This window comes from Gloeothece verrucosa PCC 7822 (assembly GCF_000147335.1).
In the GTDB taxonomy this organism is placed as follows: domain Bacteria; phylum Cyanobacteriota; class Cyanobacteriia; order Cyanobacteriales; family Microcystaceae; genus Gloeothece; species Gloeothece verrucosa.
Map to the genome: position 1 here is coordinate 816955 of NC_014533.1, position 26845 is coordinate 843799.

Here is a 26845-nt window from a genome sequence, read left to right on the forward strand (position 1 = left end):
ATATAATTTTAAATCAATCATACAAGCAAAAATTTTATCAATACTTAATTTTTTTTTGAGTAGGTAATTCTAATAGAACTTTTTGCCCTAATAGCTAGGCTTGCTCCCTAAAACAAATTCTCCGACGGACGATTCAACATAGCTATAGATGTCTGCTGCAATAGCGAATAATTCGGTATTGCCAGTGCCCAAAGCACAAGGGGCTAAATTCATAGCCGTTGCCACCAAATACATCGTTTGATACAAAACGCCAACATTTTTTAGAATTAGGCTATAAGCCATAGATTCGTAGAGCCAGGAAACTCTGGCAAATCGGGCGGTAATAATGATTAAAACTTGAGGAGAGGTCTGTAGTGGAACAGCCAATTTTGCATCTTCTACAAGTTTTTCTAAGTGAGAATTAATCTTTGACATTCTGCCTAATTGATGTTCTTTTGGGTAATAATAATAAAAACCCGGCTCAATTCCTTTACAGCTTGTAATGACTAGATAAAGCTCTAACTCATAACAGCTTCCGCCACTGGGATAAGGGCGATTGCTACATTCTCGATTGTCTTTGGCAAAAATACTTTTAACTCTGGCACAACGATAAAGAAACTCTCCTACTTGCTCGGCTGATAATGGCTTTTCTCCGTAATGTCTGATAGATTCCCGTTCTTCCAAGACTAGAGAAAAAGAATAATCATTTTCTTTAATTATTTCTAGGTCTGGTTTATACAAATCTATCCGCTCGTTTAAAGTTATTTGTTTAATGACAGGAAGAGATTCGAACTTATTACAAAAATGATAGGTTTTTCCGACAGGATTTAAATGTCTTCCTCTTCTACTTTTAAAATGGAACAGAAGATCGTGGAATTCCCATTGATCTAAAACTTCGCTATTTTCTTGTCCGAGAATCGCACCATTTTTGACTTCATAGATCATTTCAGCAGTCAATAAAAAAACTAATAATACTTGCACATTTTCTGCTAAAAGTCCAGGTATTATAGAAGAAAGTTCTTGAACATTTCGAGGTTTAGTCATTTCAGCAATGAGAGCTATTCCTCGCCAGTCAGCTAACAAAATTTGTGCAGAAGACAAGGGAGATTCTAGAATCATTTGCTCGTTTTCTTTATGCAAATAAGCAAAGCGAGAGAGAATATATTCTTTATTTGGTTCTAATTCATTAAACCGAAGCTGGCAAGCTGGCGAACAAGGAATAATTGTTGCTAGAGGCAACCCGTTAATAGATATTGTATGGCAGATGAGTCCAAGATGAATAAATTTTTCAAGATAATAAAAAAATGTTGTCAGTTCAGAAAAACCATCTTTTGCTAGTATAACTTCACTCAGACGATCACGGGTCGCACCTTCAGCAAGCAAGATTTCTAGTGCAGCAATCTCGCCCGATGACAGAGGGGGCAGTTTCAAGCTTATATCTACTGCAAAAAGAACATATTCTGCTTCAAGTTTTTGCTTTAGAGAAACATCTTTTCTAAATGAAAGAAATAAGGAGTAGGACATGATTTTTCTGAAAATTAGAGAGTATAACTAGGAATCGGGACAATGATAATTGCTCCAACGTTGGGCATTGTACTTAAAGAGATAACTAAAGTCAGTATGAATATCAATATTTTTTTCTATGGTTACTTTGGCATTAGAATGGCAAGCTAAACAAGATTGGTCTTCTTCATGAACATAAGTTTCTATTGCTGAGTTGGCTAAATAATTTGGAATTGGTTGATATTGCCATTGAACGCTAATAGCCCCCCTCATTTGGTAATTCTTCCAAACAGTCTCCTTAAGTTCAGGAAGTTCAGGGAATAATGTCGCAAGCTGGAATTTGTCGTCCAAGAAATTAGTCATGCTTAGATTCTCTTCTCGCACGACTTGGGTGGGACGTTGTGGTTTTCCGTCTTGGTCTACAGCAGAAGGCGATTGCTTTACATTGAAATAATAGGGGGTCTTAATAGGTGTATTACAATTTCCTGGAAGGCACCCAATTAACGGGTCGTACAAAGTATATTTTTGATCTTGTGTTAGATTAATATTATCCGGGACTGAGGGGCTATTGCTTATATGTTCAAAAGTAGCCCATACCCATTGGGGTTTCTTGTTTCTTAAACCGTCAATAGGCACTTTATAGGCAATATGAAAGCCAATTAAACCTAACTTTAACTTTACTGGAGTGTCCACAGGCGTGTTTTCTGAAAGAACAGATTTAGGATTATATACTTTATCTTTGGGAATAATAACCGTTCGCTTGACGGTATAATAAGTGCTTTCATCGATTTCTTGGCCTGAATCCGTTGAATTATTGATGTAGCTTAAAATTCGCCAAGCAGTTTTGATTTCTAGTGGATACCCAGATGTATTATCGGCTGCAAACTTTAAAGAATCCTGAATTTTTTCTAAACATTGAATGTTATACCAATGGTTGGTAATAATTTGGTTTGCTTCACTTTTGTTGAGCCGAATATCATATATAATATAATTATGTGTTTGGTCAATTAAGGGGTATCCTATCGGCTCTAAAAATGAATCTGCTAAACCAGGTTCATTTTCTGATAGCCTTTGTCCCTTAGAGAGCAGAAGAAGAATTTCTCCATCTAATTTTAATGGTGAATTCAATGGTTGTTGAGCGGGACTAAATACTTCCTCGGGACGCTGATAAAACTCCCATTGTCTTGGAGCATCTGGATTATCCCACAAGTGTTCAAGTGGTTTGCCTTGTCCATCTGTTGGCCAATTAAGAGCTAAGAATGTTTGCCACGCAAAAGGTATAAGGCACGCCATATCAGAAGTGCTACATCCGTTAACTATCGTGGGTAGAGTAGAATTTAATTCTGGCGTGGATAGATTAGAATTTAATTCTGGCGGTTTTGGATTCGCTACCACTTTCAAATTAATTCCTAACCCTACTACAATCACTATACAAATTGCTATCAAACCTAAAATTAAACGCTTTATTTTATTCATCTCATTACTTATTTAGACTTTCCAAAAGGATAGATATAATAATATTTACAAAACCTTGAGAAACTTTTAGTTAAAATTCTACCTCTAAATTCAATTTAGTAAGGATTGCTTATTAACAGCCTCGACTGAAAAAATACGATCACTCTATTGATATTAAACCATAAAACTTTTTAGAATTATACCATAGAATTTTTTGAAGAACAGGTTTAGATAATTGTCCTTCAAAAGCGACCATATCAATAACAACATCGGGGTTATGATCCATGTGGGGATAATCAGAGCCAAAAATTAAATTATCCGAGCCAATATATTCAATTATTTGAGAAAGATAAGGTTCAGAACGCTCAACGGCAATATAACATTGACGGCGGAAATATTCTGAGGGAAGTATTTTTACACAATCTTTCACTTCCCAATATAAATTTTTGTATTCCTCATCTAATCGCCATAACCAATAGGGAAGCCAACCACAACCCGACTCCAAAAACCCCACTTTAAGCTTAGGATGACGCTCTAAAACCCCTCCTTCAATTAATGTCAACAGAGCCATCATTTGTTCCATCGGGTGAGAACAGGCATGAAGTGCAAAACGGGTATTAAACCTATCTGCCCCCGTAGTCGGTAAGCGGCTATGAGTACCTTCATGAATGCTCACTGCGATGTTTAACTCTTCGCAAGCTGTCCAAAACGGATCATAGGACAAATCGCTCAAAATTCTACCTTTAACGGGATTAGGGCGCAAAAAAACTGCTTTCCAGCCCCAGTTGGCAATGCGGTGTACTTCTTTAACCATCTTCTCTGGGTCATGAAAATTAATCGCGCCGACTCCTTTTAAGCGCTCAGGATCATAGCGACAAAATTCTTCGTATAGCCAAGTATTATAAGCATCGGTGAACGCCCCTACCACTTCTGCTGGCAAAGTATCGATCGCAAAAAGCCACAGACCACAGGTAGGATAGATAAAGGCAATATCTATCCCCATTTGTACCATTGCTTGAACATGGGACTCAGGGTTGTAGCGGTTGAGATAAGCATGAGGATGAGCTTGCATCATCTGCTTATTGCCTTCTTCTTGGACTTGTAAGGAGATTTTTTCGGTAATTAGTTCTCCTTTAACTTTCATGTCTCGGGAGGGGGCAAAGTCTTTAAATTTTGAGTCAAGGTATCTTGCCCAGATTTCGGGAGGTTCAATAACATGGGAATCTGCATCAATAATTTTGTAGCCGTTGATCATAGACATTTTTAAAGGAATATCTGAATTTTTGAAGTTATTGTGCTACAAGCTTGCTTAAATGACCATCGCTGATTTTAAAAATAGAAGGGAATAACGAGAGCGATCGCCTTTTTGAAGTTTTTTAAATTCTCTTTAGTTAAGTAACTTCAATCAGTTTACTTTGCCAAAAAATTTTAAGGGTTAAGATAAGGTTAAAAAAAAGTCGAAGTCCAACTTAGGGACTTGCGTGTAAATACATTACCAGTTAAACTAGAATTGTGAACAGGCAGTGTCGCTGCGCTAGGCTTCGCCTAACTCCGTGCGTGTAAGCGCACCTCCTATCAAAATATTTATAGATGTTAAGCGAAAAAATTAAGTGTACTCTAAAAGATGCGGCATCATTGCTAACAGGCGTTAAGAAAAGAGCTTTCATGGCACAAGTAGCCAAAGATTATTTTCAATCTTCTGCGCGGAAAGCTGAAAGTCAATTAGGATGGTCAAGGCAAGCGATAACTACTGGATTAAAAGAATTAGAAACGGGAATCATTTGTGTTAATAATTACCGAGGAAGAGGAAGAAAAAAAACAGAAAAAATTTTGCTCAACTTAGAAGAAGATATAAAAAGCTTAGTAGAGATATATTCACAAGCCGATCCTAAATTTCAATCAACGTTTGCTTATGCTAAAATCAGTGCTAGAGCCGTCAGAGAAGCTTTAATTGAAAAAAAAGGATACAGAAACGAAGAGTTACCCTGCCGTCAAACTATTGGAGATATTTTAAATCGGATGGGTTATCGTTTAAAAAAACACAAAAAGTCAAACCCCTAAAAAAAATTCCTGAAACGAATGCGATTTTTAATAATGTAGCTCAAGCTAATTCATTGGCTGATAATAACCCTAAAACTCTAAGAATTTCCCTTGATTCTAAAGCTAAGGTAAAAATCGGTAATTTGTCAAGAGAAGGAAAAAGTAGAATGATTGAGCCACTCAAAGCGGATGACCACGATCACCAATGGTCTGAGGTTTTAGTTCCTTTAGGAATTCTCGACGTTAGTGGCGATAAATTTTCTATATATTTTGGGACTTCAGCCGAGACCCCCGATTTTATTGTCGACTGTTTAGCCAGATGGTGGCAGGACAATAAAAGCTTATATTTGGGGATAGAAGAGTTAGTAATCAATCTAGATAATGGCATAGCACAGCGTAGTAATAGAAGCCAATTTATTAAAAGAATAGTTCAATTTTGTTGACAAACACAATTAAGGGTTCGTTTAATTTATTATCCACCTTATCATAGTAAGTATAATCCAGTGGAGCGATGCTGGGCAATTTTAGAGAACTACTGGAATGGAGCAATTTTAGACTCAAGAGAAGCGGCCTTGTCTTGGGCATCTAATATGACTTGGAAAGGAAATCACCCTCAGATACATTTAATAGAAAAAACTTATGAAAAAGGTGTAACAGTGAAATCCCCTGAGTTGAAAATTTTTCAACAATTCTGGCAATCCTCTGAAAGTTTGCCCAAGTGGGATGTGACTATTGTTCCTCCCTAAATTGGGTATGTTATTTTAACGCAAGTCCCTTACATCCACATAGGGATAGGATTTAATTCCTCTTCTTTCAAAGGTTTTTTTAACCATCCCATCTTAACAGGAACATCATACAATCTTCCTGCTCCCAAGCGCTTCCACATATGGCGCATTCCTGGCACAATAACTTTAGCCACTCTTAAGCCAATATCAGGACGAGTTTGGTCTAAAACTAACAATTCCATTCCCTTATTTTCAACAATTTGCTGACAAAGTTTTACATCATTTAATAAATCATCACTCGCTAATGATAAATAATCCTTATTTTCTTTAGCCATCATTTGCAGATCCGGCACTAAATAAGATTGATTAATTAAAGTTGCTGTTTGCCACCATTTAACAACCAATGGGTCAGCAAAAGGCGGATAATTTGTTGTTTCATTTTCTTCAGAAGATAAAACATTAGGTAATGTTTTATTTACCTCAGTTAAGGCGCGACTAATAGCAATTTTGGGGTCAAAATGCGCCCCATATCCTAATAAAATATACTCGACTTCTCTAAATTTTTTAGAACTAATAGCAGCAAAACAAGGAATATTCAAATCACTGGTAGTATCTAATACCCATAAATCTCTATTTAGACTTTTATAATATTGCTTTAACTGTTGAAAATAAGAGTCATCAAAACTATCTAAATCAACTTGAGGTTTTGATAAGCGGTTATACCACCACGAGGCCACAGAATCCCGTTCTACTAATTCCATAAACCCTTGCAAAATCGCTTCTTCTATGGTATTGCCTGCGGCACATCCATTAGAATCAGCCCAACAATCTAAAGGTGCAGATTGAGGATACCCATAATAACAGTATGCAGTCGGTAAATATTTAAACTTTTGTTGAGCTAAAGACCATACAGGAGTCCAATCAATTACTCTTTTTTCATCAAACGGTTCAGGAACTTTTTGAAACCACCCTTGACATTTCTCATTCCATTGTTCTCGGTTTTGATATTGTTGCTCACTAAAATTCATACAAGTATTAGGATGAATTGCCTTTTCTCCCAATTGTTCATAACTATATTTTTCTCGAATTTCATCCCCCTGAAACACTCCAGAATAGCGCTCAATAGCTTCACAAAAGCCACTAGCCCTTCCTTGGCTATCTGTTCTGCCTTTTCCTGCACTTCTACCACCAATATTTTGACGTAAACCTTCTAAATCATCAAAAATATTACGAAAATGATGTTTAGCAATATAAGTATGAATTAATCCATTGCCGAGTATTTTATTTAATTCCCGCACAACTCCAGTAATAGGACTAATGTGATGTTGATGTTTCCTGAGAGTTTCTTCAGGAGAGCAACTCCGATGTCCTCCGTCTGTAGTATAAGTTTTCTTACGATGTCCTAAAACAACTGGTAAAGGTTTCTGATTTAATAGGCTGAAGATTTTGCCACAGCTCGGACATTGAGGACGCTTAACGAGAATGTGATTTTGGGTTTGAAGCGTAAGAGTATCATAAGTGATGATAGTGCCTTCTAATTGCGGATTTCTTTTTTGAATAATCCATTTAAAAACCTCTGTAGCTGCCATTGTAAGGGCAGTTTGCACTGTAGAAGCTAAAAAACCAGGGGTAGGAGTTATAGGCGTTGAAGTATTTTTATGTCTTTCAATAAACCCTTGTACCGGTCTATTATTACGCCATCGCTGTGCAAAACAGTCCCAACAGCCAGTTTTTTCAGGTTCAAATAAAGGCCCTATCCATAACATTGTTCCTAAAGGTTTGACTAACATCCAAGGGGACTGAGACTTTAAAGCTTTTTGATTAAATTCATTTAATTCTGGGTACAGATAGTCGTCGGTTAAAACTACGGTTAAATCTCCTTCATCAGCAACTTTAATATGTAAAGATTTTAAAATAGCAATGAAGTCATATTTTGAAACCGAGCCTAATACTTTTACATTTATTTTTGTTTTTTGTAATTGCTGGTGGGCTTTAATTGGAGAAATATTTAGATGGTGGCAAAAAATAACTAAATGAGAGGGGAGGGAGTCATCTTTTTCCAAAATACAACCCTGTTGTTCCAAGAAATATAGAGCTTTTTGGATATTGATACTAATATTAACAAGATTTTGAAAAAAGTTAGGAGGTTCTGGAGAACCAGGTAAGTTTTGCAGTAGCTCTAATTGAAGAATTTCAATAATTTCCTCAATACTTCGTTGACCATCAATCAAAGAAACTAAGTGATAATAAAGAAGATCCTGAAGACAAAAAGAGTTTCTCTCGGCTACAAAAAATACTATGTTGGGTTCTAAAATTTCAACATAGTATGAAGGATTTAAATAAGGTTTTTTTAGCATTTTTTTAACTTTACTAGTTTTTACTCTTGTTGATTCTTGAAATATTACTGGTATAGCTCAAAACTGTTGTTGCTCAATTTTTTCTAAATGAATCAATGCCGGATGTCCCCCTATCATTTCCATTATTTGTTTTACTTCTTCCTCATTTGTCTAGTTTAACAGATCCGAGCCGAAAATCCCCGCACTCGCAATAGCATTAAATCTCATTTAATTATAAATAACAACAACAATAGCGTTGTACTGTTGCGAGTGTTAGTCATATCTCGTTTTATTCTTAAGTAAAAGTTAAATACTTTAAAATACAGAGAATTAAAGCTGTTAATTTTTCGGTAACAGCCTCAGAAGAAGTAACACAAATTATGGATACTCAGCAGTTAATACTTCACTCTTCTAGTTTCGATAAATTATTATTACTTCAGTTACATTTCTTCAGGGCTATTTCATTCTAGATGGTAGAATATTGAGGTAAAATAGAGATAACGAGAATCAGCTTCTCAAGAAAGCTGAAAAAATTAGAGGATATTGGGGAGTGGAAAATCGTGTTCATTATATCAGAGATGTTACTTTTGGAGAAGATCGTTCTCGAACCCGAATTGGTTTTCTTCTTTCTTTGTGGGCAATTAAGCTGCTACGCAGCTAAATTGCATAAACAGAATTTCCTTTATTTTTAATTTTGCGTCTCCATTTAATAATAAGTTCTCCTTGATTTAATAATTTATCTAATAAAAATTTCAATTGTTCAACTGACTCAAATAATTTATTAGCAATATATTCTTTTGCAGAATGCCACACTAATTCCATTAAATTATAATCTGGACTATAAGGAGGCAAAAATTCTAGCCTTATATTTGGCATTTGTTTTTCGATTTGAGCTAAAATTTCTTTTTTTTTATGAAAAGAAGCGTTATCAAGAATGACAATTATCTTTGGACCTAATTGAACAAATTTATCAGCTTGATTTCCTTCTATAACCCATTCGCTTAATACAAATTCGTTTAAACTAACCATCTGTTCGTAAAAAGTTATAGCATTTCCTTTCTCAATAAAATAAGCTAATCTTTTTTTATCTGTATATCGCAATCCTCCCATTACATTAACCCTTCCTCTTCTTCTTTGTCCTGCTACTTTTCTTCTTGTCCCTTTTTTAGACCATTGTTTTCGTCTAATCACTCGTAAACTAAAGCCCGCTTCATCCCAAAACCATATTTGACATGAATTTGGCTTGAAAATGCTTATTTTTATATACTCTTGTAATTTTTCTTTAAATGCTTCTCTTAACACAGGATTTTGCTTATCTTCTAAGCTATATTTAGCCCAAAGGTAAACGTACTTTTTTTTCTGTAAAATCCTCCTTACTTGTGAGCCGCTTAAACAAATTCCCGTTTCTTTTTCTAAATAGCTTGCTAATCTTGCTGCTGTCCAACGTCCAAATTCATAACCCAACTCTTCGGGATTTTTTTCAATTACAGCTAAAAGTAAATTAATATATTCGTCAGTCACTTTTTTAAAATTTCCTTGATTTCTTTTATCAATAAAACTTTCTAAGTTATCTGGATCACCATGAATAGCCCAATAAGCTACTGTTCGATAAGCTATTCCTAAAAATTGACTAATCTCATGGTAAGTTTTGCCATCATCCATTAATAATATTATCAATACTCGTTCTCTCACATGAGGACATTGGCTTTCTCGTAAAGTTTTTTGTAATTTTTCTTTTTGCTCCAAAGATAAAAAAACTTTTCGCTGGCACTTCCGACTCCTCCAAACTCGTTTGCTATTATGTTACTATCTCTATTTTATGCACATAAGCTGCATAGCAGCTTACCAGAAATTTAGCCATCAATCTCTACCGAGAAGCCGGATTTACTAACATGGCCAAAGCACGGAGATATTGTGGTTATGGACTGAAGCATATTTTGACACTTTTTAGAATGAAATAGCCCTGGATGCCTATCAGAATTGAGTCTTCCAAGTCTTCCAGATAAAAAGAGGTTTTAAAATGTGTAAGGATAAAGCGATTAACTATCTTAGTAGTATTGGATTTAATGCCATTCAATTACCAATGGAAGGAATTAACCCTCTTCTTCTCATGCGTATGCGTGACAGTGATTATTTGGAAGCGTTAGGCTCTATTCTTGATCTGATAGAACCTTTTACCCCAAGGCTGACACCTGATATTAAAACCGATTGTCAAGTTAAAGATCCACATCTTGAAGGACTTGTTACCGATAGTTTTGGGTTTGAGTTTGGCACAGAGATTATCAATGGAATTCTTCAGCAATTCGGCATCAAGAATGACATTCTCAAAGACTTTGGTTTTAGCTATGAAACAGTTCGGAAAGTTAAATTTTCCTTTGACAATATTCTTTGCGATGCAACCACAGTCGGACAACTCGCCAGATATTTGCGAACAGGGCAAACTGTCGACGCACCGGAATTTGGGGAAGAACTAAAGATAAATTCTCAAAAAATTCAAGAAGAGGATAAATTTCTTCCTCCCATACAACGAGGATTAAGGCATCCGCATCTTTTGTTTTCTGTCGTTGTTAAAACACTGAAATCGAATAGCTTTAGTGTTTCGGCATACGATGACAAAGAGGTGAAAGTTAATCTTGATATTCCAATATCAAAAGGAGTTTTGGCAGGAGTGAATTATGAAGCTTCCAGGAAATCTGAAAATGTGGTTACTTTTAAAGGAAACAAACACCTAATTTTTGGGGTGCAAATTGCGCCCCTGTGGATTGAAGAGAAGGGAGGAATGTTAATTTTCAAATATGGTTCTCCCCATAACGCTGATGGTTTTACAGGAGAGCTATTTGATGCACCAGAAAATGCAGGTATTCATCCTCTTTTTCCAGAGGATACGCAAGTCAAGAAAGATGGTAAAGAAGTTAAATTAGTCAATCTAAATCAGGGAAACCCAATCAAGCAGGTGATAATCCCAGGCCAAAAGTGATTAAGCTCAAAAAAAAGTCCTCTCGTCTTCGATTAATTCTAATACTCGTTCTCTCTGGGCTTTAACAATATCATCCGCCTTGACTCTTGCATTCGCCCAAAAGTCATAAGTTGCCGGCATCGCGGCTGGACTTCTACAAGCTTGGGGAATACTTGATTCGATTTGGTGCCGCCAAATCTTCCACTATAGTTACTCATCGATTGTTCAGTCTTCTATCCCCTAAGTTCGCCCATTTCAATTCTTCAGTAGCCCAACTCATGGCTCTCCTCTAATCTTTTCTTCTTCCTCTTACTTTACCTCGGTTAACATTTAATAATAATTTGTATTATTCAAATTTCAGGAGTTAAAAACATGAAAATTGTTACCTGCAAAAACGGTCTTAGTCCGAAGAAGTCTTTCAGACGATATTTGATAGTCCCCTTGCTTTCATTGGCATTTCTCTTTACAGTCGTCACCCACGCTGTTGCGCTGAATGACACCGTAGCTTGTCCCAGTTCTAAAGATGGGATAACCACTATTAACAAAGGAACAATTAAGGCTATCACCACAGACCAATCGAGTTTACAAGTTCAGTGCCAAAATTCTCAATTAATAACCATTTCTGTCAAAAAGCCAGAGCTTCAAGCAATTTTGCGGGGATTTTCTGTTGGCGATTTCGTTAATCTTGATTACGATACGGCTAACGAGCTTAAAAGTGTTTCTGTGGTGATATCATTTGTGAATGGGCCACTACGTTTAGTCACTCTTGTAGTTACTGGATTGTTGCTTTATATCATCACTTTTCTGATGGTAAAAGTAACTGGAAAGAACTTAAATGATATCTTTGTTGGTCAAGACAAACGACTTAGTAATTCCAAGTCTCAAATGGCAATCTGGTTTTTTGTTTTTCTAGTGAGCTATGTCTCATTAAATGCTTTGCGTGCCATAAATGGTGGGCTTGGATTTGTTGGGGGAATTGACATCCCTCAGAACCTTTTGCTTTTATCGGGAGTAAGTGTTTTGACTTACGGGGGAGCAAAAGTTATTACTCAAACTCAAGTTAACAGCAAACCAGGTAGTAAGCCAGATGCTTCTGATAATGCAGGTCTTAAAGATTTTGTCACTGACGATGCTGGTAATACGGACTTTGGCGACCTCCAAATGAGTTTTATCACTCTCCTTGCCGTTGTCGTTTATCTGTTACAGTTATTTAATTTTCTAGGTACCCTCGAACTTCACCGTTTGGTGACATTACCTGATGTAGATACGACGATACTGTCCATTTTTGGTCTTAGTCAAGGGGCATATCTTACGAAAAAAGCTGCTGTAGCTACTGGAGCGAATGCCGATCTCGGAGTTACGGACGATCGCACGACGCAATCGCATCCAGGAGTTACAACGCCAACTCAAACGGTTGATGGAGCAGGGGCAGGCTCAACCGAAGCGGAGGAGTAGGGGAGGTTCGACAGTTAATAGTCCACTAACTACTTCCGATCACGAAGTGGCGCTCCGCGATCGGCTGTTACTGGTTCAGTTGCAGCAACAACTACATGAGTTGATGGACAGGTTTGAGCGACTTGAAAGAGAAGTCAAAGGGGGACAAAATTCTTTGGCGGCAACCGTTTTCTTTCTCTGACCCCCCCAAGTGATCCGTCTAGTTGTGTACAAAGTTTTTCTAGGTTTCTTGATATTTTCAATAAGATATATGTGGCTAAAGGATAGCTCTCCCATAGAAATGCTACGATCCATAAAAACTACCAAGTTGGCGATTACCTTCTTTAAATAAGATTTAACCTCATGGCTAAATTAGATATAGCTCAAGCTAAATCCAATCTTTCAAAACTTCTTGATTTGGCTATTCAAGGAGAAGAAATTGTTATTACTCAAGACGACCAACCCGTAGCCAAAATCTCCCCGGTCAAACGACCATTAAAACGAGGAAGTGCAAAGGGGAAAGTATGGATGAGCGATGATTTTGATGACCCTCTTGAAGATTTTCAGGAATATATGGAATGAATTTATTATTAGACACACATATATTTCTTTGGTTTGTTAACGATGAGCCCAAATTAAGCGATCCCCTCAAAGATTTAATTGAAGATGAAAACAATTTTAGTTATCTCAGTGTCGCAAGTCTTTGGGAAATGTCGATTAAGTATAACCTTGGGAAGTTAACGTTAGCTCCTTCATATCAAGAATTTGTTGAGAGGGAAGTAAACCAAAGTCGTGTGATTTTACTTAATATTAAGTTAGAACATCTTAAAATTAATGCTTCTTTACCGTTTCATCACAGAGATCCTTTTGACCGTATCATTATTTCTCAAGCTATGGCGGAAAATTTTCCGCTCATTACAGTTGATTCAGTTTTTCATCAATATTCTATCATGCTTATTTAAAGTTCATAGCGATCTCATCCCATCACAGATAATAATCAATCGCATGGGTTCAGTTGGACTTTGGACAAAACAAAAATTAATTAGCGTAAAATTTACGCTAATTAAAAAGCAACAATATCCTTTCTATCTCAGACGATAAAAATGGCTGAGTAATCATCAAAAGAACAGCTTACTTGGCGACTTTTAAGAAGTAGTGACTTTACTCAGTTGATTTTTTTGTGTTTTTTTGATAACTTGATGGCGAGTTCGTAGCTCTTGTTTATAACCTTTAATACGTCCACAAGAATAACCCCGACGTTTGGGAGAAGAGGCAAATGTCCCCAAAGTTGAAATTATTCTCCGAAAATCTCTTTGAACTAAACTTGGAGTAATTTTTTCCGATTCATTAGTTTTTAAATACTGTTCCCAAGGACGGGGTAAAATAGTCGTTAAATGTCTAGCAGCCCATAAATTAACATAAGCTAATAGTGTTAATTTAAACCAATTTTCTTCGTGTTCGACATCGGGAGTAGAATAAGCTGTCATCAATAATCTTTGTTTGCCAAATCGGAAGAAATGTTCCATATCATAACGTTGCCGGTAAGACTGATAACAATCAACTAAGCTTAATTGATGACGATTTTGTCCAATAACAATGAGCCACATGGGTTGCCAAATAAGATTCTCAGCTTCATCTTTTACAAGTATTTGTAGTAAAGTAAAAGGATGTTGATTCATTTTATAATTTTTAGTTCCTCTCATTAACATTTGTTGCCAAGCTGAAATTGTAACAGTCAAATGACGATTTTTTTTAGTGGTAAAGAAGCATTGGCTAACCTCATCAGGATTAGTCCAAGTAGTTTCATCTTTTAGGTCAAATTTATCTCCATACCAACGGGGATGGCCAGATGAGGGACTGTCACCTTTTTGAGAAATAAATTGACGATAAAATACTCGGTTACTTCTGACTCGTGTAATAGGAATTAAATTTTCATGTTGAACTTGTTCTCCAATAAAATCTCGTTGACTATAAAGGCTATCCACCACTAAAACTGATAACTGCTTGGCAGGGAATAAAGAATTTTTAATAATTTTCTTGAGTTGTTGATTGGCGACATGAGTAGCTTTTTCTTGGGATTGAAGCCGTTCTCCCGATAAGGGAACTACCCAAGGAACATTGCCCGTTAAATTTCGGTCTGGTAAAGCACATACAACTGAATAAGTATGTCCAATACTAATGGGTTTATTTCCTTTAATAGGATTAGGAGAATGGATAAAGGTTCTGTCTGCTAAAGTAGCTGAATAAGCCCTAGGGTAAGGAGTTGTGTCAATTCCTAATAAGTTATAGTTGCGGGATTTTTCTTGATTAATAGTTAAAAAAGCAGCATCAAATAAACGATTAATTTGTTCTAAATAGCTCTTTTCATTTTGATGGGGCAAAAATTCTTGAATTCCTTTATATAAACTGTTATAATCTCGTCTAAATAAAGGATTAAGAGACAATTCTACCACCGAGGCGGCTTGTTGATTTGATGAGAGGGCATCTATTAACTCTATAAGAGTTTCTTTTCGGGCATTAAGTCCATTATAAAGATTTTCTCTCCACCGGGAAAACTCACTAATTATCTTTTCAATCTCTTGATTTTTCATGGAGGTTACTAATAACGATATTCATTAGCGTAAAATTTGCGCTAATATAATCTTAGGCTAGTCTCATACCCAATGCAAAATGGATCGGCAAAAATTTTTGAAAACCAGTCAAGAAGCGACTCGGAGAGCCAAGCAAATCAAGAGTCTAATCCGCTCTCTTAAGCAGAAAATTCAAAAAATTCAAAAAGAAGGAGAAGTAGCTCCTCCCAAGCCGCTATCATATTAACACGCCCTTCTCTTTTTCCACTTTTTAGAGCATAAAAACGTTTCCCTTTTTCATTGTAGCCATAACCATAATCCTCTCTATTATCCATTCCGGCTTCATCTATATAAACTTTTTCTGAGGGTTTATATACCGCTATTTCTTTTCTAAACTCTTGCCTTTTTACTTCATTTCTTTCTTGATAACCATAAGTTTTTTTTTTCGAGTGAAGCCAATTTTTTTTAAGGCTCTTGATAGAGTGCGAGTGCTAATATCATCTGGCCACAGTTGGGCCATTTCAATTTGAGTTTTATCTCCATTAATTTCGACAAATTTAATAAATTTTTCCCAGTCAGTAATTTTATGACCATTTCCGGGGGGTTGATTAGGTAAAGCTTTGTAATCTCCTGTTTTGGCTTTTCTTTCTAGCGATAAATTAATGGTATTTCGACTAATGCCAAAAGTTTGAGCCGCTTCGCTCTTTTTCATCCCGTCTAACTCTATAGCTTGAATTACCTTTTGACGTAGAGCGCTCCGCGCCACTGCGTGAGCGTAACTGTATGGTTTTGGCATCTTCTTATTGATAATTTTTTTGATTATATCATTAATGTGTCCCAACCGCCCTGGCGGTTGCTATACTTCTGTTTTTGATTAAGGTTTGGTGTTCTTTAATCTTATGTGTAGATATAGATACAAATGTGACTCAAAATGAACGTTGTTAAGAATTTTTGTTAAGTTTCTCATCTTACTAGGCTATAAATACATCATCTTTAAGATGGGAATTCTAAACCATCCCAAAGTATTTTTACCTGCTCACATTGTCGCTTAATCTCAGTAAAATATTGATATCTAGGATTAATTTGTTTGGCTTTTTCTCCTTCATTTTTAGGTTTTTCTAAAATTTTAGAAGCTCCAAAAATTACTACAACTTCATAGTTTTTTAGATGAGTAACTAACACAGGAGATGGACAACCATCATCGCCACATAAATATTTATTTTTTCCAGAAGAATTAAGATCTTTTTTATTTAAGTTTTCGCTGTGCAATAAAGATAAAGCAAAATTTTTCGAGTTATTACTTATTCCTTGACAGACTATAACTCGACAATTTTGATCAAGAGCCTCGTCCCAAGATCTCGGTTTTATTTTTTCAACTTTTAGAGGGCATTGACTGTTAATTATGTAATTCTCATGATTAACTGATGGTTGGAGCTTTTGCCTGAATTGAACGTAGCTATTTTGAATTTTACTTAAATTATTATAAAAACAATTAAGACAAGCATGAAATCGTTTTTCAAATTTTTCAATAGTTTCAGGTATCTTCCAAAATTCATCTTGATTTTCAGCTTTTAAGTCTGCCCCCCGCCAATAAGGAGGAACTCGGTTTCCTTGAGCATTATAACGTTTTCTTTCATATAATGGTCTTCTTGCACCTAATCCAACTCCTCCTAGATGAAACATTAACCAAGTTAATGCTTCAATAAAATCAATTAATAATTGATAGTTATCTTGTGATAATTCATAAGATGCCAAGATAATCAGTTTACCGCTTTGTGTTCCAAACTTTTTCTGAGTTGGTAAATTTCCGTCATCAGAATCATGTATTTGCACTTGTATCAATCCTTGATGTTTAGGTTCAATTCCTCCGAAAATAAAAGCTTCTAGTTCTTTGACTCGTATTTTAGGCAAAACTCCTAATGCAATGACTCGAAACCAATAACGTAACATTGATTTAAAAGCAATTGGTCTGACTTCAGGTTTGGAGCTTTCCACGAGTTTAGGAATATTTTTTTTATTTCTTTCAATTCTATCCCCGTTAATCTTATAAGGTTGTGATAAATTATTATATGATTTATAACTATTAATTAATTGTCCTTTTAAGGTAAAATCTAATTCTAATAAAATTTGTTGGTTGTTCTCGCAAATTTCATAGTTACGACTTTTAGTTAAACATCCATAACCAGAATTTATCTGAGAACCTACACCACTTGCTAATCCTTTTAGCAACCATTCTTCAACTTTATTTAGTTGCTTTTTTTCACAATAATGATTAGGTATTATTCCAATCAAAAAGGTTGGTTGTTTTAAAGATAAGAATAAATTTGGATTTGGTTGATACTCTGGCAAATTATTTTCTCCCCATTTCCAAACATTATTAGCAATATCTAAGCTTAATCCGCCCGATGGCGACTTATCATCAACAGGATAAGCATCTAAAAACGTAACTTTTCCCTCACGTTTACTTTTATCTTTTGTCTCTAAAGAACCAAAATGGTCAATAATAGTTTCATGTTGTTCTGCTTTTTGATATGATAAGTCAGGATTATTTTTCATCACCTCTCGAATTGCTTGAGTTCTAGCAATTCCTCGCAAAGTTGAAGATGGAATAAAAGGGATTCCTAACGCATCAAAGGCGGGTAATAAAATACTTTCGGGTCCTCGATGTCCACCTACTCTAATCCGCCAAGGACAAGTTACTATAATTTTTTGACCTTCTTTAAGAGATACAATATTTTTTATTCTCTGATTAGCTCTTTTTAAATATTTAGAATAATTGACATATTTTTCGTCTTGTGCTAGTTGTAACAAGTGTAATTTAGTAGCATTATTCTCTGCTTTATTCTGTTCTGAATCTTCGATTTTTAATTCTCTCATCCAGCGTAAATATTCTACAAAACTTGCATCAACTGGCAAGTCTGGTAAATTTTGAAAATCTATCAGAAAAGGAAATAAATTTTCGTCTTTTAATATTGGGGAAAAATTCATTTTTTTAGGGATTGAAGATTGGGAAGATTTGGATGATTTTGGATTAGGAGGTCTTTCAAAAGCTTTTGAAGTAGATTTGTGATCATTTTTCATGGCTATTCATCTCCTTTAATATCATAATAAATAGCCGTTGCCCAAAAACTAAATTCTTGAGCTATCGCTAACCCTAATCCCATAATTCCTAAGTATTCATCAACATCCATTTTGGCTAAGTTTCGTAATTCTAATTTATTTTCTGAATCGGGAATTAACTTTTTCAGACACTCAAAAAATTCCCGCACAACTTCTAGTTTTCCATATTGGGAGGTTTCTACTCTTTCTTTAATACATGAATTGCTATTAAGGTTTTTCTTATTTAAAGCGAATTCTTCTGCTTTTAGCCGCATTAAACCCCATGTAGCGAGATAAGTATAAAGTTCAACGGCTTGATTTTTTTGTTCTTTGAGATGGCTATCCCGTTGCTCTTTATTAATAATATTACTAGCTAAAGCTTTATCATATTTTTGTCTAAGTTGTGATAAAGCATCATAAACGGGTTCAGACAATACTTTTGGATCAAATATTTTAACTATCATTATTTTACCTCCGCAGGTTGCGATTGAGTTTGCTCAGAAGGATTTTTAGGATTCCATATCCACTGTTTAACAAATCCTCTGCCTAAGCTTTCTTGTCCTCCTATTTGTAGAATTTGTTGATTTTTCTTTTCTAGATGTTTATTGAAAAGTTTGTTAACAATCTCGATATCTTTTTGAGATTTTATTTGATATTTTTGAGCAAGTTTAATCCGTTTTACGTGTAATTCTTTTTGTTTTTTGCTATTTTCATTTTCAAGTTCTATTTCGTCAGCATCTCGAACTTGTGCTGTTAATCCCCAAGGAAAATACATTAAAGTATCTGAAGGAATCGCTTCCTCGTAACGAAATCCGCCTTCAACTGATTTATGTTCATCTAATTTTATTTTAACTTGTCTCCATAATCCCATTTGTATTAAAGTAGCACAATGCTGATTCGGTAAAAGCAAAACAGAATCAATCTCTGTATTAACGTTATCTTTGGGAATAAACTTGTTACAATCATCCCACTTATTTAAACCATCTTTGACTACAGCATCCCGTAAATAAATCGGATTTTTTGTATTCAAATTTGTATAATAACCAGATTCAGGAATAGAAAGAGATGAGGGATAATAGCGCTTCCAGCGTTGTAATAATCGAGGACAAGTAATCCAAACCACACCATGACTTAAAGAAGCAAGAGGAAACCATAATAGTGAACCATCTCCTATCCAAATATCTCCTTGTTCTAAATTATTACTATTTGATGTTTGGTCAGCTTCAGAATTGTTACTTACTTCTTCGGAAGTATTAGATAAATTTTCGTTAGATGGCGGAGCTATATCTTTTAATTCTGGCCCAAATAATTGAACTCGTAAGTCTTTATCTTCAATACTTGCTCTTAAACGTCCTCTAATAGTGCTAGAGGGAATATAAGGTAAATTAGTATGGGATTCCCGTGCAATTCCCACTAAGTTACCTTCTTGAGTTGTTCCTCCTGTATGAAGGGGAGAATAAAGATATAAGTAAACACAATTTAACTGAGTCATAATCCTCCTTTCTATTGATAAGAAATCCACAGTAATTCGCTGTAACCTAAATCTCGCCAACGTTGAATTTGTTTAGAGGCGTTACTATCTTGATATAAAATAATCTCTGAGTTGGATTCCAAATAATAAACAGTACCCGCAGGTGCGGCATAAACTTGTGGCGCAGGAGTGCTAATATTATCTCCAAAACGCATTCGATTACTAATAACTAACGGTTTATCGGTGGCAAAACTGACTAAGTATCCTTTCTCTTGAGTAGGATTGTTGGGATAAGCAGTCGTCCATTCCCAAGGGGACGGTTTACAATGAGGATGATTATTGCGTTGTCTTCGTTCAAAAACCCCAGGTGTGACTAAGTAAGCAATTTTTTTACCGGCTTTTTTCTGATTTCCTTGCGATATTTTCTCTAGTTCTTGCCATTGTTCTCCTAACTGGGGACAGCTTTCAAGAATCGCACGATGTCCTTCACCACCTAAGCGTATAATTTGAGAATTATCGGTTAATTTTAAATTTTCGTCTTCACTTTTTGCTTTAATTCCTACTGCTAAACTCCATCCATCCTGTAGACGAATAGTATTTTCCACAAAGTAACCATCTTCCTCTAACACTTGACGAGTACCTTGGGTTATGGTGTTATGGGGACGGGTTTCTATTTTCCAAGGTTGAGGGGATTCATTGTCTTTAATTCGATTTTTTTGCCATTTTTCGACTGAAATTTGACTTGTTTTTAAATATTCTAAAATCGTTTCATAATCTAAATAAGCAGAATATTGACCTTCTAACTTGTCATTAAAGGGATGTTTACTCTCAAAAACTAGCGGTTGAGGAAGATTTTGGTCAGTTTCTAGGAGACTATGCAAGGGATGAAGGTTATCCCAATTGAGGGGAACTACAGGAATAGGAACAGCAGTATTATTTTCCCTCTTACAGAGGTGTTCTCGGTCATAACTAAAGGGAAATGGAAAATAAAGCTGATCTTTGTAAGTAAGAAATGGTCCAGTTAGCTTTATAGTAATATTTGATTGAATTAAGTCCCTAATCGCTCCTGCAATGGCGTGACCAGGGGGAGGAAAGATACTACCGGCCCATGCTCTTTCACCAGGGGAAAAGGGTTTTGCATCTCGAAATAAAAGAACATCTAAGGGGGTTATCCGATACCACTTTAAATTATTCATTATTTCCCCCTTGTATTGGTTTAATATTACGATTTCGTAAGACAAAAGCCGCCAGTTTTAACCAGTTTTTTATTTCACTATCGGGAGGTTCAGGAGTGTTATTATAAATTGCTGTTAGGGTATTTTCTAATTGATTTTGAAAACTTTTTTTATCTTCCCCTTGTAACCCTTCTCTACGCTCACAAAAAGCAATTGTCCAAGGTTTGATGGCGTTAACACAAGGCGCTGGATGTTGTTCCCATAGTTGCGCCGCCATTTCAAATAAACTGGGTTCTATCGGTTTAGTTAATTCAAGCTCAATCAGTTGTTTCCAGTGATAAAATACATCAAATTGAGCGAGTGCTTGTAATTTATTCCCATTCCCGAATAAAACTCGCACTTGCACCGCATCTTTTTTCTTATCTTGATGTTGGTAATTTTTCGCTTTTTTCTCAGCATCCCAAAGGTTTTCTAAAGCAATCGCAAGGGGAACAGAATGATGAGCAATAACGACTCCAAAGCTAACGGTGGCATTTTTTCCCATTGTAAAAAGAGGACGAGAATCATCGTTTTTGCGCTTCCAGTAGTTACCCTCATGATTAAATTCGCCTCTAGAGTCTTCTTTTCCCCGAAAGCACTCTCTTATATCCCATAACCAGTTATCCCATTCCCAAAGATTGGTATAAGCAAGAACGTCATCTCCTCCACTGTAGATTAAGCGCCCTGCATAACGTTCTTCTGTAAGATAGGGAACAAGACGATTGGAGAAGTCTAATAACGCACGACTCAAGGCATTATGGGTAGATGGCCCCATACGTTTCTTTATTTCAGAAATTTCTTGAATAGCCGTATTAATAGATTCATTATTTAAAATTGACTGATTTAAGAACATATAATCCGCATAATTGTTAAGTTTATCTCCTTTTAGCCATTTACTCATGCCATCTCCGTCTCCTGTGGCGATAACATACCAATCAGTGGGATTATTCCCTTGATTAAAATATTTGCTGAGGCAGTTTCGTAGTTTTGCGGCTTCATCCTTTTGGATTTGTAAGCTTTCGTCTGTATCTAGGGGAAAATCATCAATTAACCATCCTGCATTGAGTAAGCGAGGATTTGGCCAGGTTTTTCGCCTGCTATCTTCATCTATCCAAGGTATTCCCCAAGGTAATAGGGCCGGAAATTCTAAGGGTTTTCGTTTATCGTTACTATGTCTTTTACGATAAGTCCAATCAAATTTTGCTTTAACTGCCTCACACGCTTTAATAAAGTTAGATTCTCTATCAGGATAAGATTTTAACCAACCTGCAACCCCTGAACTTAAATCAGGATAATAATAAGGAATTTTTTTATTAGGGTCATTAAATAATAATTCTGGTAAAATTCGGTGTAATCCTCGCTTTAATACTTCAGTTGCGTTAAGTTGCTCATTTCCATCGAATAATCCCCCTTGTTCTTGCCAATATTGACGGGTATCTCCTTCCGTTACTCGTTGGCGATAATCTTGCGGTTGAGGATAAACAACAGAACCTAGGCCCGAAATGGTCGAACGGGGATAAAATGAGCTAGGAATACACCAATTACGGCTATTTTTAACGCTTCCTGCGGTTAAGCGTAATTGGTCAAAGAGATAACACCACCATGACCCTATATTAACTCTTAAATCTGGCTTTTCTTGGGCAACAGCTTGGATAAATTGATGTTCTTTCAGATTAAATAGTTTATTTTCCTCATTTAACTGACAAATTCTGTTTAATTCATCCTGCCACTGTTGAAATGCCTCGGAATTTTCTTTAATTTGCCAAGTAAGCGGGTCAACTTTATTATTAATGGGTAAGGCAGTCCAGTAGGTTTGCCATTGATATCTTAACCATTCTTGCCATGTTGGACTGTTTTCGCTTAATTCTCTCGTCCAACGTCTATTTTCTAATTCTTTAAAGACTTTTTTGCCTAATACTAACCATTCTTGAATCACTGTTTCTCGCGCCGTTTGCATGGCACTTGGCACTTTATCGGAGGGCAATAAAATAACAATAACATTGGGAAATCCTGCGGTTAAAATGGCTTTTTCTGTTGGTTTATCAATCCAATGGCTGAAATTTGGCCATTTATTCCTTAACCAATGGTCTATTAAAGGTTGTTGAAATAAACTGGGATAAATTAGGCAGTCTGCACCGTAGATTTGCGCCAATTTCCAGCAAACTTTGGCAGATAAATAGTGTAAAACCCATGAACCAGCCCAAAAATCTCTCATTTTACGGCTGGCTTTGATAATCTCTTGAATAGGGGTAAAGCTAAAGGTTGCAAGATAAGGGGTTTGAAGTTGATTTGAAGTTTTTTCGGGTTGCTGTGAGGGAGAATATCCAACTAATGCACCGGCGATTGCAGAGGTAATACTTGCATAACTCCAAATGGAGGCATCAGGAAGAATTAGAGAAGCCGGAAGAAGAAAGTTGTCTTGATTACCTAATTGTTGACAGATGATTTCTGGTAAACAACGCCATAACCACCAATAGAGTTCTTTTATTTCTTCAAGTTCAATGGTGTTGGTATTTTCCGAAGAAGAGTGAGACAAGGGTTGTTGAGAGGCAGCAGAGGTTAAAAGTTTTTGATAGTTAGAATAAGATAAAGATAAGTTTAGGGAGTCTCCAGAAAGCAAATGAGAAACCTTAAAATCATTATTGTTTTCTAGGGAAATTGATAAAGAATTAAGAACGGTTCGGTCACTAGCATGAGCAATTTCTGCCGCTAAAGTAATTATATTGGGGTCAAGAGTAGATTGAGATAAAACAAGGTTTGATTTTTTCCAATAACCTTGATTCTCATTAGTTTGACCTATTAATTCTTGGATTTTTGTTAGACTGAAAGGGTAAATAATTCCCCTAATTTTTGCTTCCCAATAAGACTTACTCACATTTTAATTTATTTATTCAAGCTCATCATTATTGATTATAATTTGTTTTTTTCGCGGATTGTGTTAAAAAACATCATATTATTTTGAGTATTTGTTTGTTTATTTTAATACTTCTTTACATTTGTCAATCAAAGTTTGCGGAAAACTGGCAAATTTGTAATCTTTAGATTGCAGAGCAACTAATAAAGACTTTTCTTAAGAAATATTCTCAACTAAAATCCGAACATTACGTTATTGTATTTTTATGATGATAAATAAAACAGTTTATTTTGTCTAGTCATCTTTATTTTTCTTTATCTATGCAAACTCTTAAGAACATAAGCGGCATCAACGATAGCTCCCATCAAGTTAACGCGATTATTGGCACTAGAATAATACTCTATTTTTTGAGAATTTATTTATTTACTGCATTCACAAGTATAGAATTATCGTTTCCATTCTATTAGCTTCCTCCTAAGAGGAAAAGAGGTGCAAAAATGAATGAAGAAAAAGACAAGTATTTTATTTAGTTTCCATTCTATTAGCTTCCTCCTAAGAGGAAAAGTTTTATATAGTTATGGAAAAGATCAAAAATTATATAGAGTTTCCATTCTATTAGCTTCCTCCTAAGAGGAAAAGAAATACTACTGATTCTGAAAGAAGAAAACAATTAAGTTTCCATTCTATTAGCTTCCTCCTAAGAGGAAAAGGCCAAAAAATGTAGTGGCCGAATCGCGCCAGTTGACGGGTTTCCATTCTATTAGCTTCCTCCTAAGAGGAAAAGGGATCAAACCAGACGCGAAGAATTCGACCGCAAGCAAGTTTCCATTCTATTAGCTTCCTCCTAAGAGGAAAAGAAACAAATTAATTCTGAATAATCAAGCTTTTCCATGTTCGTTTCCATTCTATTAGCTTCCTCCTAAGAGGAAAAGTTTTGAAGGATAATGAATTATTGCTTTTTCCATTTGAGGGTTTCCATTCTATTAGCTTCCTCCTAAGAGGAAAAGTTTCTATTTATTACCTATTATCCTTTTAATAATCCGTTTCCATTCTATTAGCTTCCTCCTAAGAGGAAAAGATTTATGGCTTAACTCCAAGCTCGGGAACAGTTCTCACGTTTCCATTCTATTAGCTTCCTCCTAAGAGGAAAAGAAATTTACTGATATCTGATAAAAAAGTACCAATTTCCGTGAGTTTCCATTCTATTAGCTTCCTCCTAAGAGGAAAAGAGAAGTCAGTCGAACAGTTCAAGAAGCCTATAAAAGAGTTTCCATTCTATTAGCTTCCTCCTAAGAGGAAAAGTCTAAATACCAAAGCTATAAAAATAACAAAGGGAAGAGTTTCCATTCTATTAGCTTCCTCCTAAGAGGAAAAGGGCTACCTTCTAGAAGGCTCTCCCTACCTACATTCTACCGCCCATTTGCGACGGATAAAAAAAATAACCCGATTCATAGCGAAAAATTGATGCTCAAAAACCTCCAAACCCAGTCCAGGTAAGCCATCGACCGATAGAACGAAAGAATGATAGTTTCAGCGATTTTCAGTATCGTTCGCAAAAACAGCTTTAATGCCGCAAGTTATTCTTATGTAGCTTATGTTACAATGAAAAATGATATTAATTTATAAATAAATTCCTTCCCTGTTTACTCTTATGATAGACAAAATTAAATATATTCCAGATATTTTTCGTTATATCAATACCATAACAGTGATTATTGCTGCCGTGACAGCAGTAATTTTATGGGTTAGAGGAATTTTACCTGTACTGTTGAGACTTGGAAATGGATTAGCAAAGGGTAAAATAGCCATTTTTGCCAAAGGAGATAATTTAACCAGTTTGATAGAACTTTTAAAATCTTCGGGTTTATTCTCTGAGAAAAATTTTATACGTATTATTGACATAGGAGATTTCCCGAAGGCAAAAAAAGCGAATTTATATTTAATATTTTTTCCTAATTGGAATAATATGGATTCTATTAAAGAGATAATGAATCATAAAAACAATGGCATTCCTCTTATTGTTTATGCTCCTCCACAAAACAAGATAATTCAAGATCAACGAGCTATACCTTCAGATATTATGGCTAAATTGAATGAAGATGGCAATACTATCGTGACCAACTTCAAAGGAAGATTACTAAATGATATTATAGGTTCTTTAATAACCGGCAATTATGAAAAATAAATAATATTAACTTGAAAATTAAATCATGAGGGAGAGAAAGCAGATTAATTACTTTCTTTCCCTAATTACTACTTTTTAGTAGCGTTATGTTTCCATTCTATTAGATTCCTAAAGATTAGGAATACTCACACTTTATGCAAATTCATTCCTCAAAAAAATATCAGTGTGATATTGACAAAAATGCTTTAATCTGAATTGCATAATTTTTGCCATAATTCATCAGGAATTGCCTCAAATTCTTGCCAGATAAAATCCATCATGGCTAAATGCCGTAAATCGCTAGAATTAGGAGAGCGATAATTTTCTCCTTGTCGAAACCATCCTCGAACAGTAGACAGGGAACGATGACAAATTTCTGCTATTTGTTCGTAATTTACGTCCCATTTGCCATAAAATGCTTGAGGAGTCATGGATAATTCACAGTGAGCATAAAGCCTCAGTAACTTTCGTTCTCGGTAACGCAAAGGTTTTTGTTTACTCATCCTCAAATCTCTCTAAATCTTGTTCCCAAGCTGTATCTAACACACACCATCGGGCAGAAGGAGCATCAATATCAAGTAAAATTAAGTAACACCACATCCAACGCCCATTTTCTGGAGCATAGCCATAAAAGCGACCCATTACAATGCCCCAATCGGTTAATTCCGGTTCATCGAATGTTCGCCATCTGACTACTGTTCCTACTGCATACATGGGTTTAGCCGCATCTAGGACAAAAGATGGGGTATCCCAAGGTATAGGTAAGTATTGGTTGCCGGAAAGAAGATGAGAAATTATGTGCCCTTGTCCTTTTTCGATAACATTAAGATAAGAATCTATCCAATCATAAGATAGTGTATTGATGAGTTGCTGAATTAAAAGTCTAGCTAATTGCTCAATTTCTGGTCTTTGCCATTGCGTTTTAGTTAATTCCTCTAATTTTTCTATCAAAGATACAACGCCGAAATCTGATAAAGCTTGGCGGTAATCGCTAGAATATAACTCTATGGATGATGTTTGTTGTTGATACATGATCTTTGTCTTT

Annotated in this window: 20 protein-coding genes, 2 pseudogenes and 1 CRISPR repeat array; of the genes and pseudogenes, 6 read left to right on the forward strand and 16 right to left on the reverse strand. The window is 35.6% G+C overall.

Going from position 1 to position 26845, the window contains the following annotated elements:
- Positions 1 to 87: 87 nt before the first annotated feature.
- The 3 genes from CYAN7822_RS30080 to CYAN7822_RS30090 all read right to left on the reverse strand — a co-directional run bounded on the left by CYAN7822_RS30080 (position 88) and on the right by CYAN7822_RS30090 (position 4192).
- Positions 88 to 1503: a SagB family peptide dehydrogenase gene (locus tag CYAN7822_RS30080; protein ID WP_013334726.1), complete on the reverse strand. Its 1416-nt coding sequence runs from the start codon at positions 1501 to 1503 to the stop codon at positions 88 to 90.
- Between the two features lie 27 nt (positions 1504 to 1530).
- The gene (locus tag CYAN7822_RS30085; protein ID WP_013334727.1) at positions 1531 to 2958 is read right to left on the reverse strand and encodes a hypothetical protein; all 1428 of its coding nucleotides are present in this window, start codon (positions 2956 to 2958) and stop codon (positions 1531 to 1533) included.
- Positions 2959 to 3097: 139 nt separating this feature from the next.
- On the reverse strand, positions 3098 to 4192 hold the full coding sequence (locus CYAN7822_RS30090) for an amidohydrolase family protein (protein ID WP_013334728.1): 1095 nt from the start codon (positions 4190 to 4192) through the stop codon (positions 3098 to 3100).
- Positions 4193 to 4602: 410 nt separating this feature from the next.
- On the opposite strand from CYAN7822_RS30090, the pseudogene CYAN7822_RS39825 reads away from it, so the two are divergent.
- Positions 4603 to 5723, forward strand: a pseudogene (locus tag CYAN7822_RS39825) (ISAzo13 family transposase).
- A 29-nt stretch (positions 5724 to 5752) separates the two neighbouring features.
- On the opposite strand, the gene CYAN7822_RS30110 reads toward CYAN7822_RS39825, so the two are convergent.
- Together CYAN7822_RS30110 and CYAN7822_RS30115 are read right to left on the reverse strand one after the other, a co-directional pair.
- Positions 5753 to 8059, reverse strand: coding sequence for a TOMM precursor leader peptide-binding protein (locus tag CYAN7822_RS30110; protein ID WP_013334729.1), 2307 nt, complete (start codon positions 8057 to 8059; stop codon positions 5753 to 5755).
- A 636-nt stretch (positions 8060 to 8695) separates the two neighbouring features.
- Positions 8696 to 9784, reverse strand: coding sequence for an IS630 family transposase (locus CYAN7822_RS30115; RefSeq protein ID WP_013334730.1), 1089 nt, complete (start codon positions 9782 to 9784; stop codon positions 8696 to 8698).
- Positions 9785 to 10058: 274 nt separating this feature from the next.
- On the opposite strand from CYAN7822_RS30115, the gene CYAN7822_RS30120 reads away from it, so the two are divergent.
- Positions 10059 to 11015, forward strand: coding sequence for a hypothetical protein (locus tag CYAN7822_RS30120; protein WP_013334731.1), 957 nt, complete (start codon positions 10059 to 10061; stop codon positions 11013 to 11015).
- Positions 11016 to 11021: 6 nt separating this feature from the next.
- Here the strand turns inward: CYAN7822_RS30120 and CYAN7822_RS40595 are convergent, their stop codons facing one another.
- Together CYAN7822_RS40595 and CYAN7822_RS40695 are read right to left on the reverse strand one after the other, a co-directional pair.
- Complete coding sequence (locus CYAN7822_RS40595) at positions 11022 to 11192, reverse strand: transposase DNA-binding-containing protein (protein ID WP_083786951.1); 171 nt, start codon at positions 11190 to 11192, stop codon at positions 11022 to 11024.
- Positions 11193 to 11208: 16 nt separating this feature from the next.
- Positions 11209 to 11274: a transposase DNA-binding-containing protein gene (locus CYAN7822_RS40695; RefSeq protein WP_157872014.1), complete on the reverse strand. Its 66-nt coding sequence runs from the start codon at positions 11272 to 11274 to the stop codon at positions 11209 to 11211.
- Positions 11275 to 11366: 92 nt separating this feature from the next.
- On the opposite strand from CYAN7822_RS40695, the gene CYAN7822_RS30125 reads away from it, so the two are divergent.
- The 3 genes from CYAN7822_RS30125 (at position 11367) to CYAN7822_RS30135 (ending at position 13390) form a co-directional block, all read left to right on the forward strand.
- Positions 11367 to 12449, forward strand: coding sequence for a hypothetical protein (locus CYAN7822_RS30125; RefSeq protein ID WP_013334732.1), 1083 nt, complete (start codon positions 11367 to 11369; stop codon positions 12447 to 12449).
- A gap of 342 nt (positions 12450 to 12791) precedes the next feature.
- The gene (locus tag CYAN7822_RS30130; RefSeq protein ID WP_013334733.1) at positions 12792 to 13010 is read left to right on the forward strand and encodes a type II toxin-antitoxin system Phd/YefM family antitoxin; all 219 of its coding nucleotides are present in this window, start codon (positions 12792 to 12794) and stop codon (positions 13008 to 13010) included.
- The gene (locus CYAN7822_RS30135) at positions 13007 to 13390 is read left to right on the forward strand and encodes a type II toxin-antitoxin system VapC family toxin (protein WP_013334734.1); all 384 of its coding nucleotides are present in this window, start codon (positions 13007 to 13009) and stop codon (positions 13388 to 13390) included. Before CYAN7822_RS30130 ends, CYAN7822_RS30135 begins: the two co-directional genes overlap by 4 nt.
- A gap of 183 nt (positions 13391 to 13573) precedes the next feature.
- On the opposite strand, the gene CYAN7822_RS30140 is transcribed toward CYAN7822_RS30135, so the two are convergent.
- The 7 genes and pseudogenes from CYAN7822_RS30140 to cas10 all read right to left on the reverse strand — a co-directional run bounded on the left by CYAN7822_RS30140 (position 13574) and on the right by cas10 (position 23657).
- Positions 13574 to 15019 carry an NF041680 family putative transposase gene (locus tag CYAN7822_RS30140; RefSeq protein ID WP_013334735.1) on the reverse strand — a complete coding sequence of 482 codons (1446 nt, stop codon included), beginning with the start codon at positions 15017 to 15019 and terminating at the stop codon, positions 13574 to 13576.
- Between the two features lie 176 nt (positions 15020 to 15195).
- Positions 15196 to 15794: pseudogene (locus CYAN7822_RS30150) on the reverse strand (IS630 transposase-related protein); the annotation flags it as partial.
- A gap of 197 nt (positions 15795 to 15991) precedes the next feature.
- Positions 15992 to 18079, reverse strand: coding sequence for an RAMP superfamily CRISPR-associated protein (locus tag CYAN7822_RS30155; RefSeq protein WP_013334736.1), 2088 nt, complete (start codon positions 18077 to 18079; stop codon positions 15992 to 15994).
- Between the two features lie 2 nt (positions 18080 to 18081).
- Positions 18082 to 18561, reverse strand: a complete 480-nt coding sequence (locus CYAN7822_RS30160; RefSeq protein WP_013334737.1) for a hypothetical protein — start codon at positions 18559 to 18561, stop codon at positions 18082 to 18084.
- Positions 18561 to 19589: a type III-B CRISPR module RAMP protein Cmr4 gene (gene cmr4 / locus CYAN7822_RS30165; protein ID WP_013334738.1), complete on the reverse strand. Its 1029-nt coding sequence runs from the start codon at positions 19587 to 19589 to the stop codon at positions 18561 to 18563. The genes CYAN7822_RS30160 and cmr4 overlap by 1 nt, the downstream gene beginning before the upstream one ends.
- An 11-nt stretch (positions 19590 to 19600) precedes the next feature.
- Positions 19601 to 20764 carry a type III-B CRISPR module-associated Cmr3 family protein gene (locus tag CYAN7822_RS30170; RefSeq protein WP_013334739.1) on the reverse strand — a complete coding sequence of 388 codons (1164 nt, stop codon included), beginning with the start codon at positions 20762 to 20764 and terminating at the stop codon, positions 19601 to 19603.
- Positions 20757 to 23657, reverse strand: a complete 2901-nt coding sequence (gene cas10 / locus CYAN7822_RS30175) for a type III-B CRISPR-associated protein Cas10/Cmr2 (protein ID WP_013334740.1) — start codon at positions 23655 to 23657, stop codon at positions 20757 to 20759. The genes CYAN7822_RS30170 and cas10 overlap by 8 nt, the downstream gene beginning before the upstream one ends.
- A 430-nt stretch (positions 23658 to 24087) precedes the next feature.
- Positions 24088 to 25011: a CRISPR direct-repeat array (repeat unit 36 nt; unit sequence GTTTCCATTCTATTAGCTTCCTCCTAAGAGGAAAAG).
- A 276-nt stretch (positions 25012 to 25287) separates the two neighbouring features.
- Between cas10 and CYAN7822_RS30180 the strand changes: the two genes are divergently transcribed.
- On the forward strand, positions 25288 to 25821 hold the full coding sequence (locus tag CYAN7822_RS30180; protein WP_013334741.1) for a hypothetical protein: 534 nt from the start codon (positions 25288 to 25290) through the stop codon (positions 25819 to 25821).
- Between the two features lie 185 nt (positions 25822 to 26006).
- Here the strand turns inward: CYAN7822_RS30180 and CYAN7822_RS30185 are convergent, their stop codons facing one another.
- Entirely contained in the window at positions 26007 to 26303 is a 297-nt protein-coding gene (locus CYAN7822_RS30185; protein WP_013334742.1) for a hypothetical protein, read from the reverse strand.
- Complete coding sequence (locus tag CYAN7822_RS30190; protein ID WP_013334743.1) at positions 26296 to 26832, reverse strand: hypothetical protein; 537 nt, start codon at positions 26830 to 26832, stop codon at positions 26296 to 26298. The genes CYAN7822_RS30185 and CYAN7822_RS30190 overlap by 8 nt, the downstream gene beginning before the upstream one ends.
- Between the last annotated feature and the right edge of the window lie 13 nt (positions 26833 to 26845).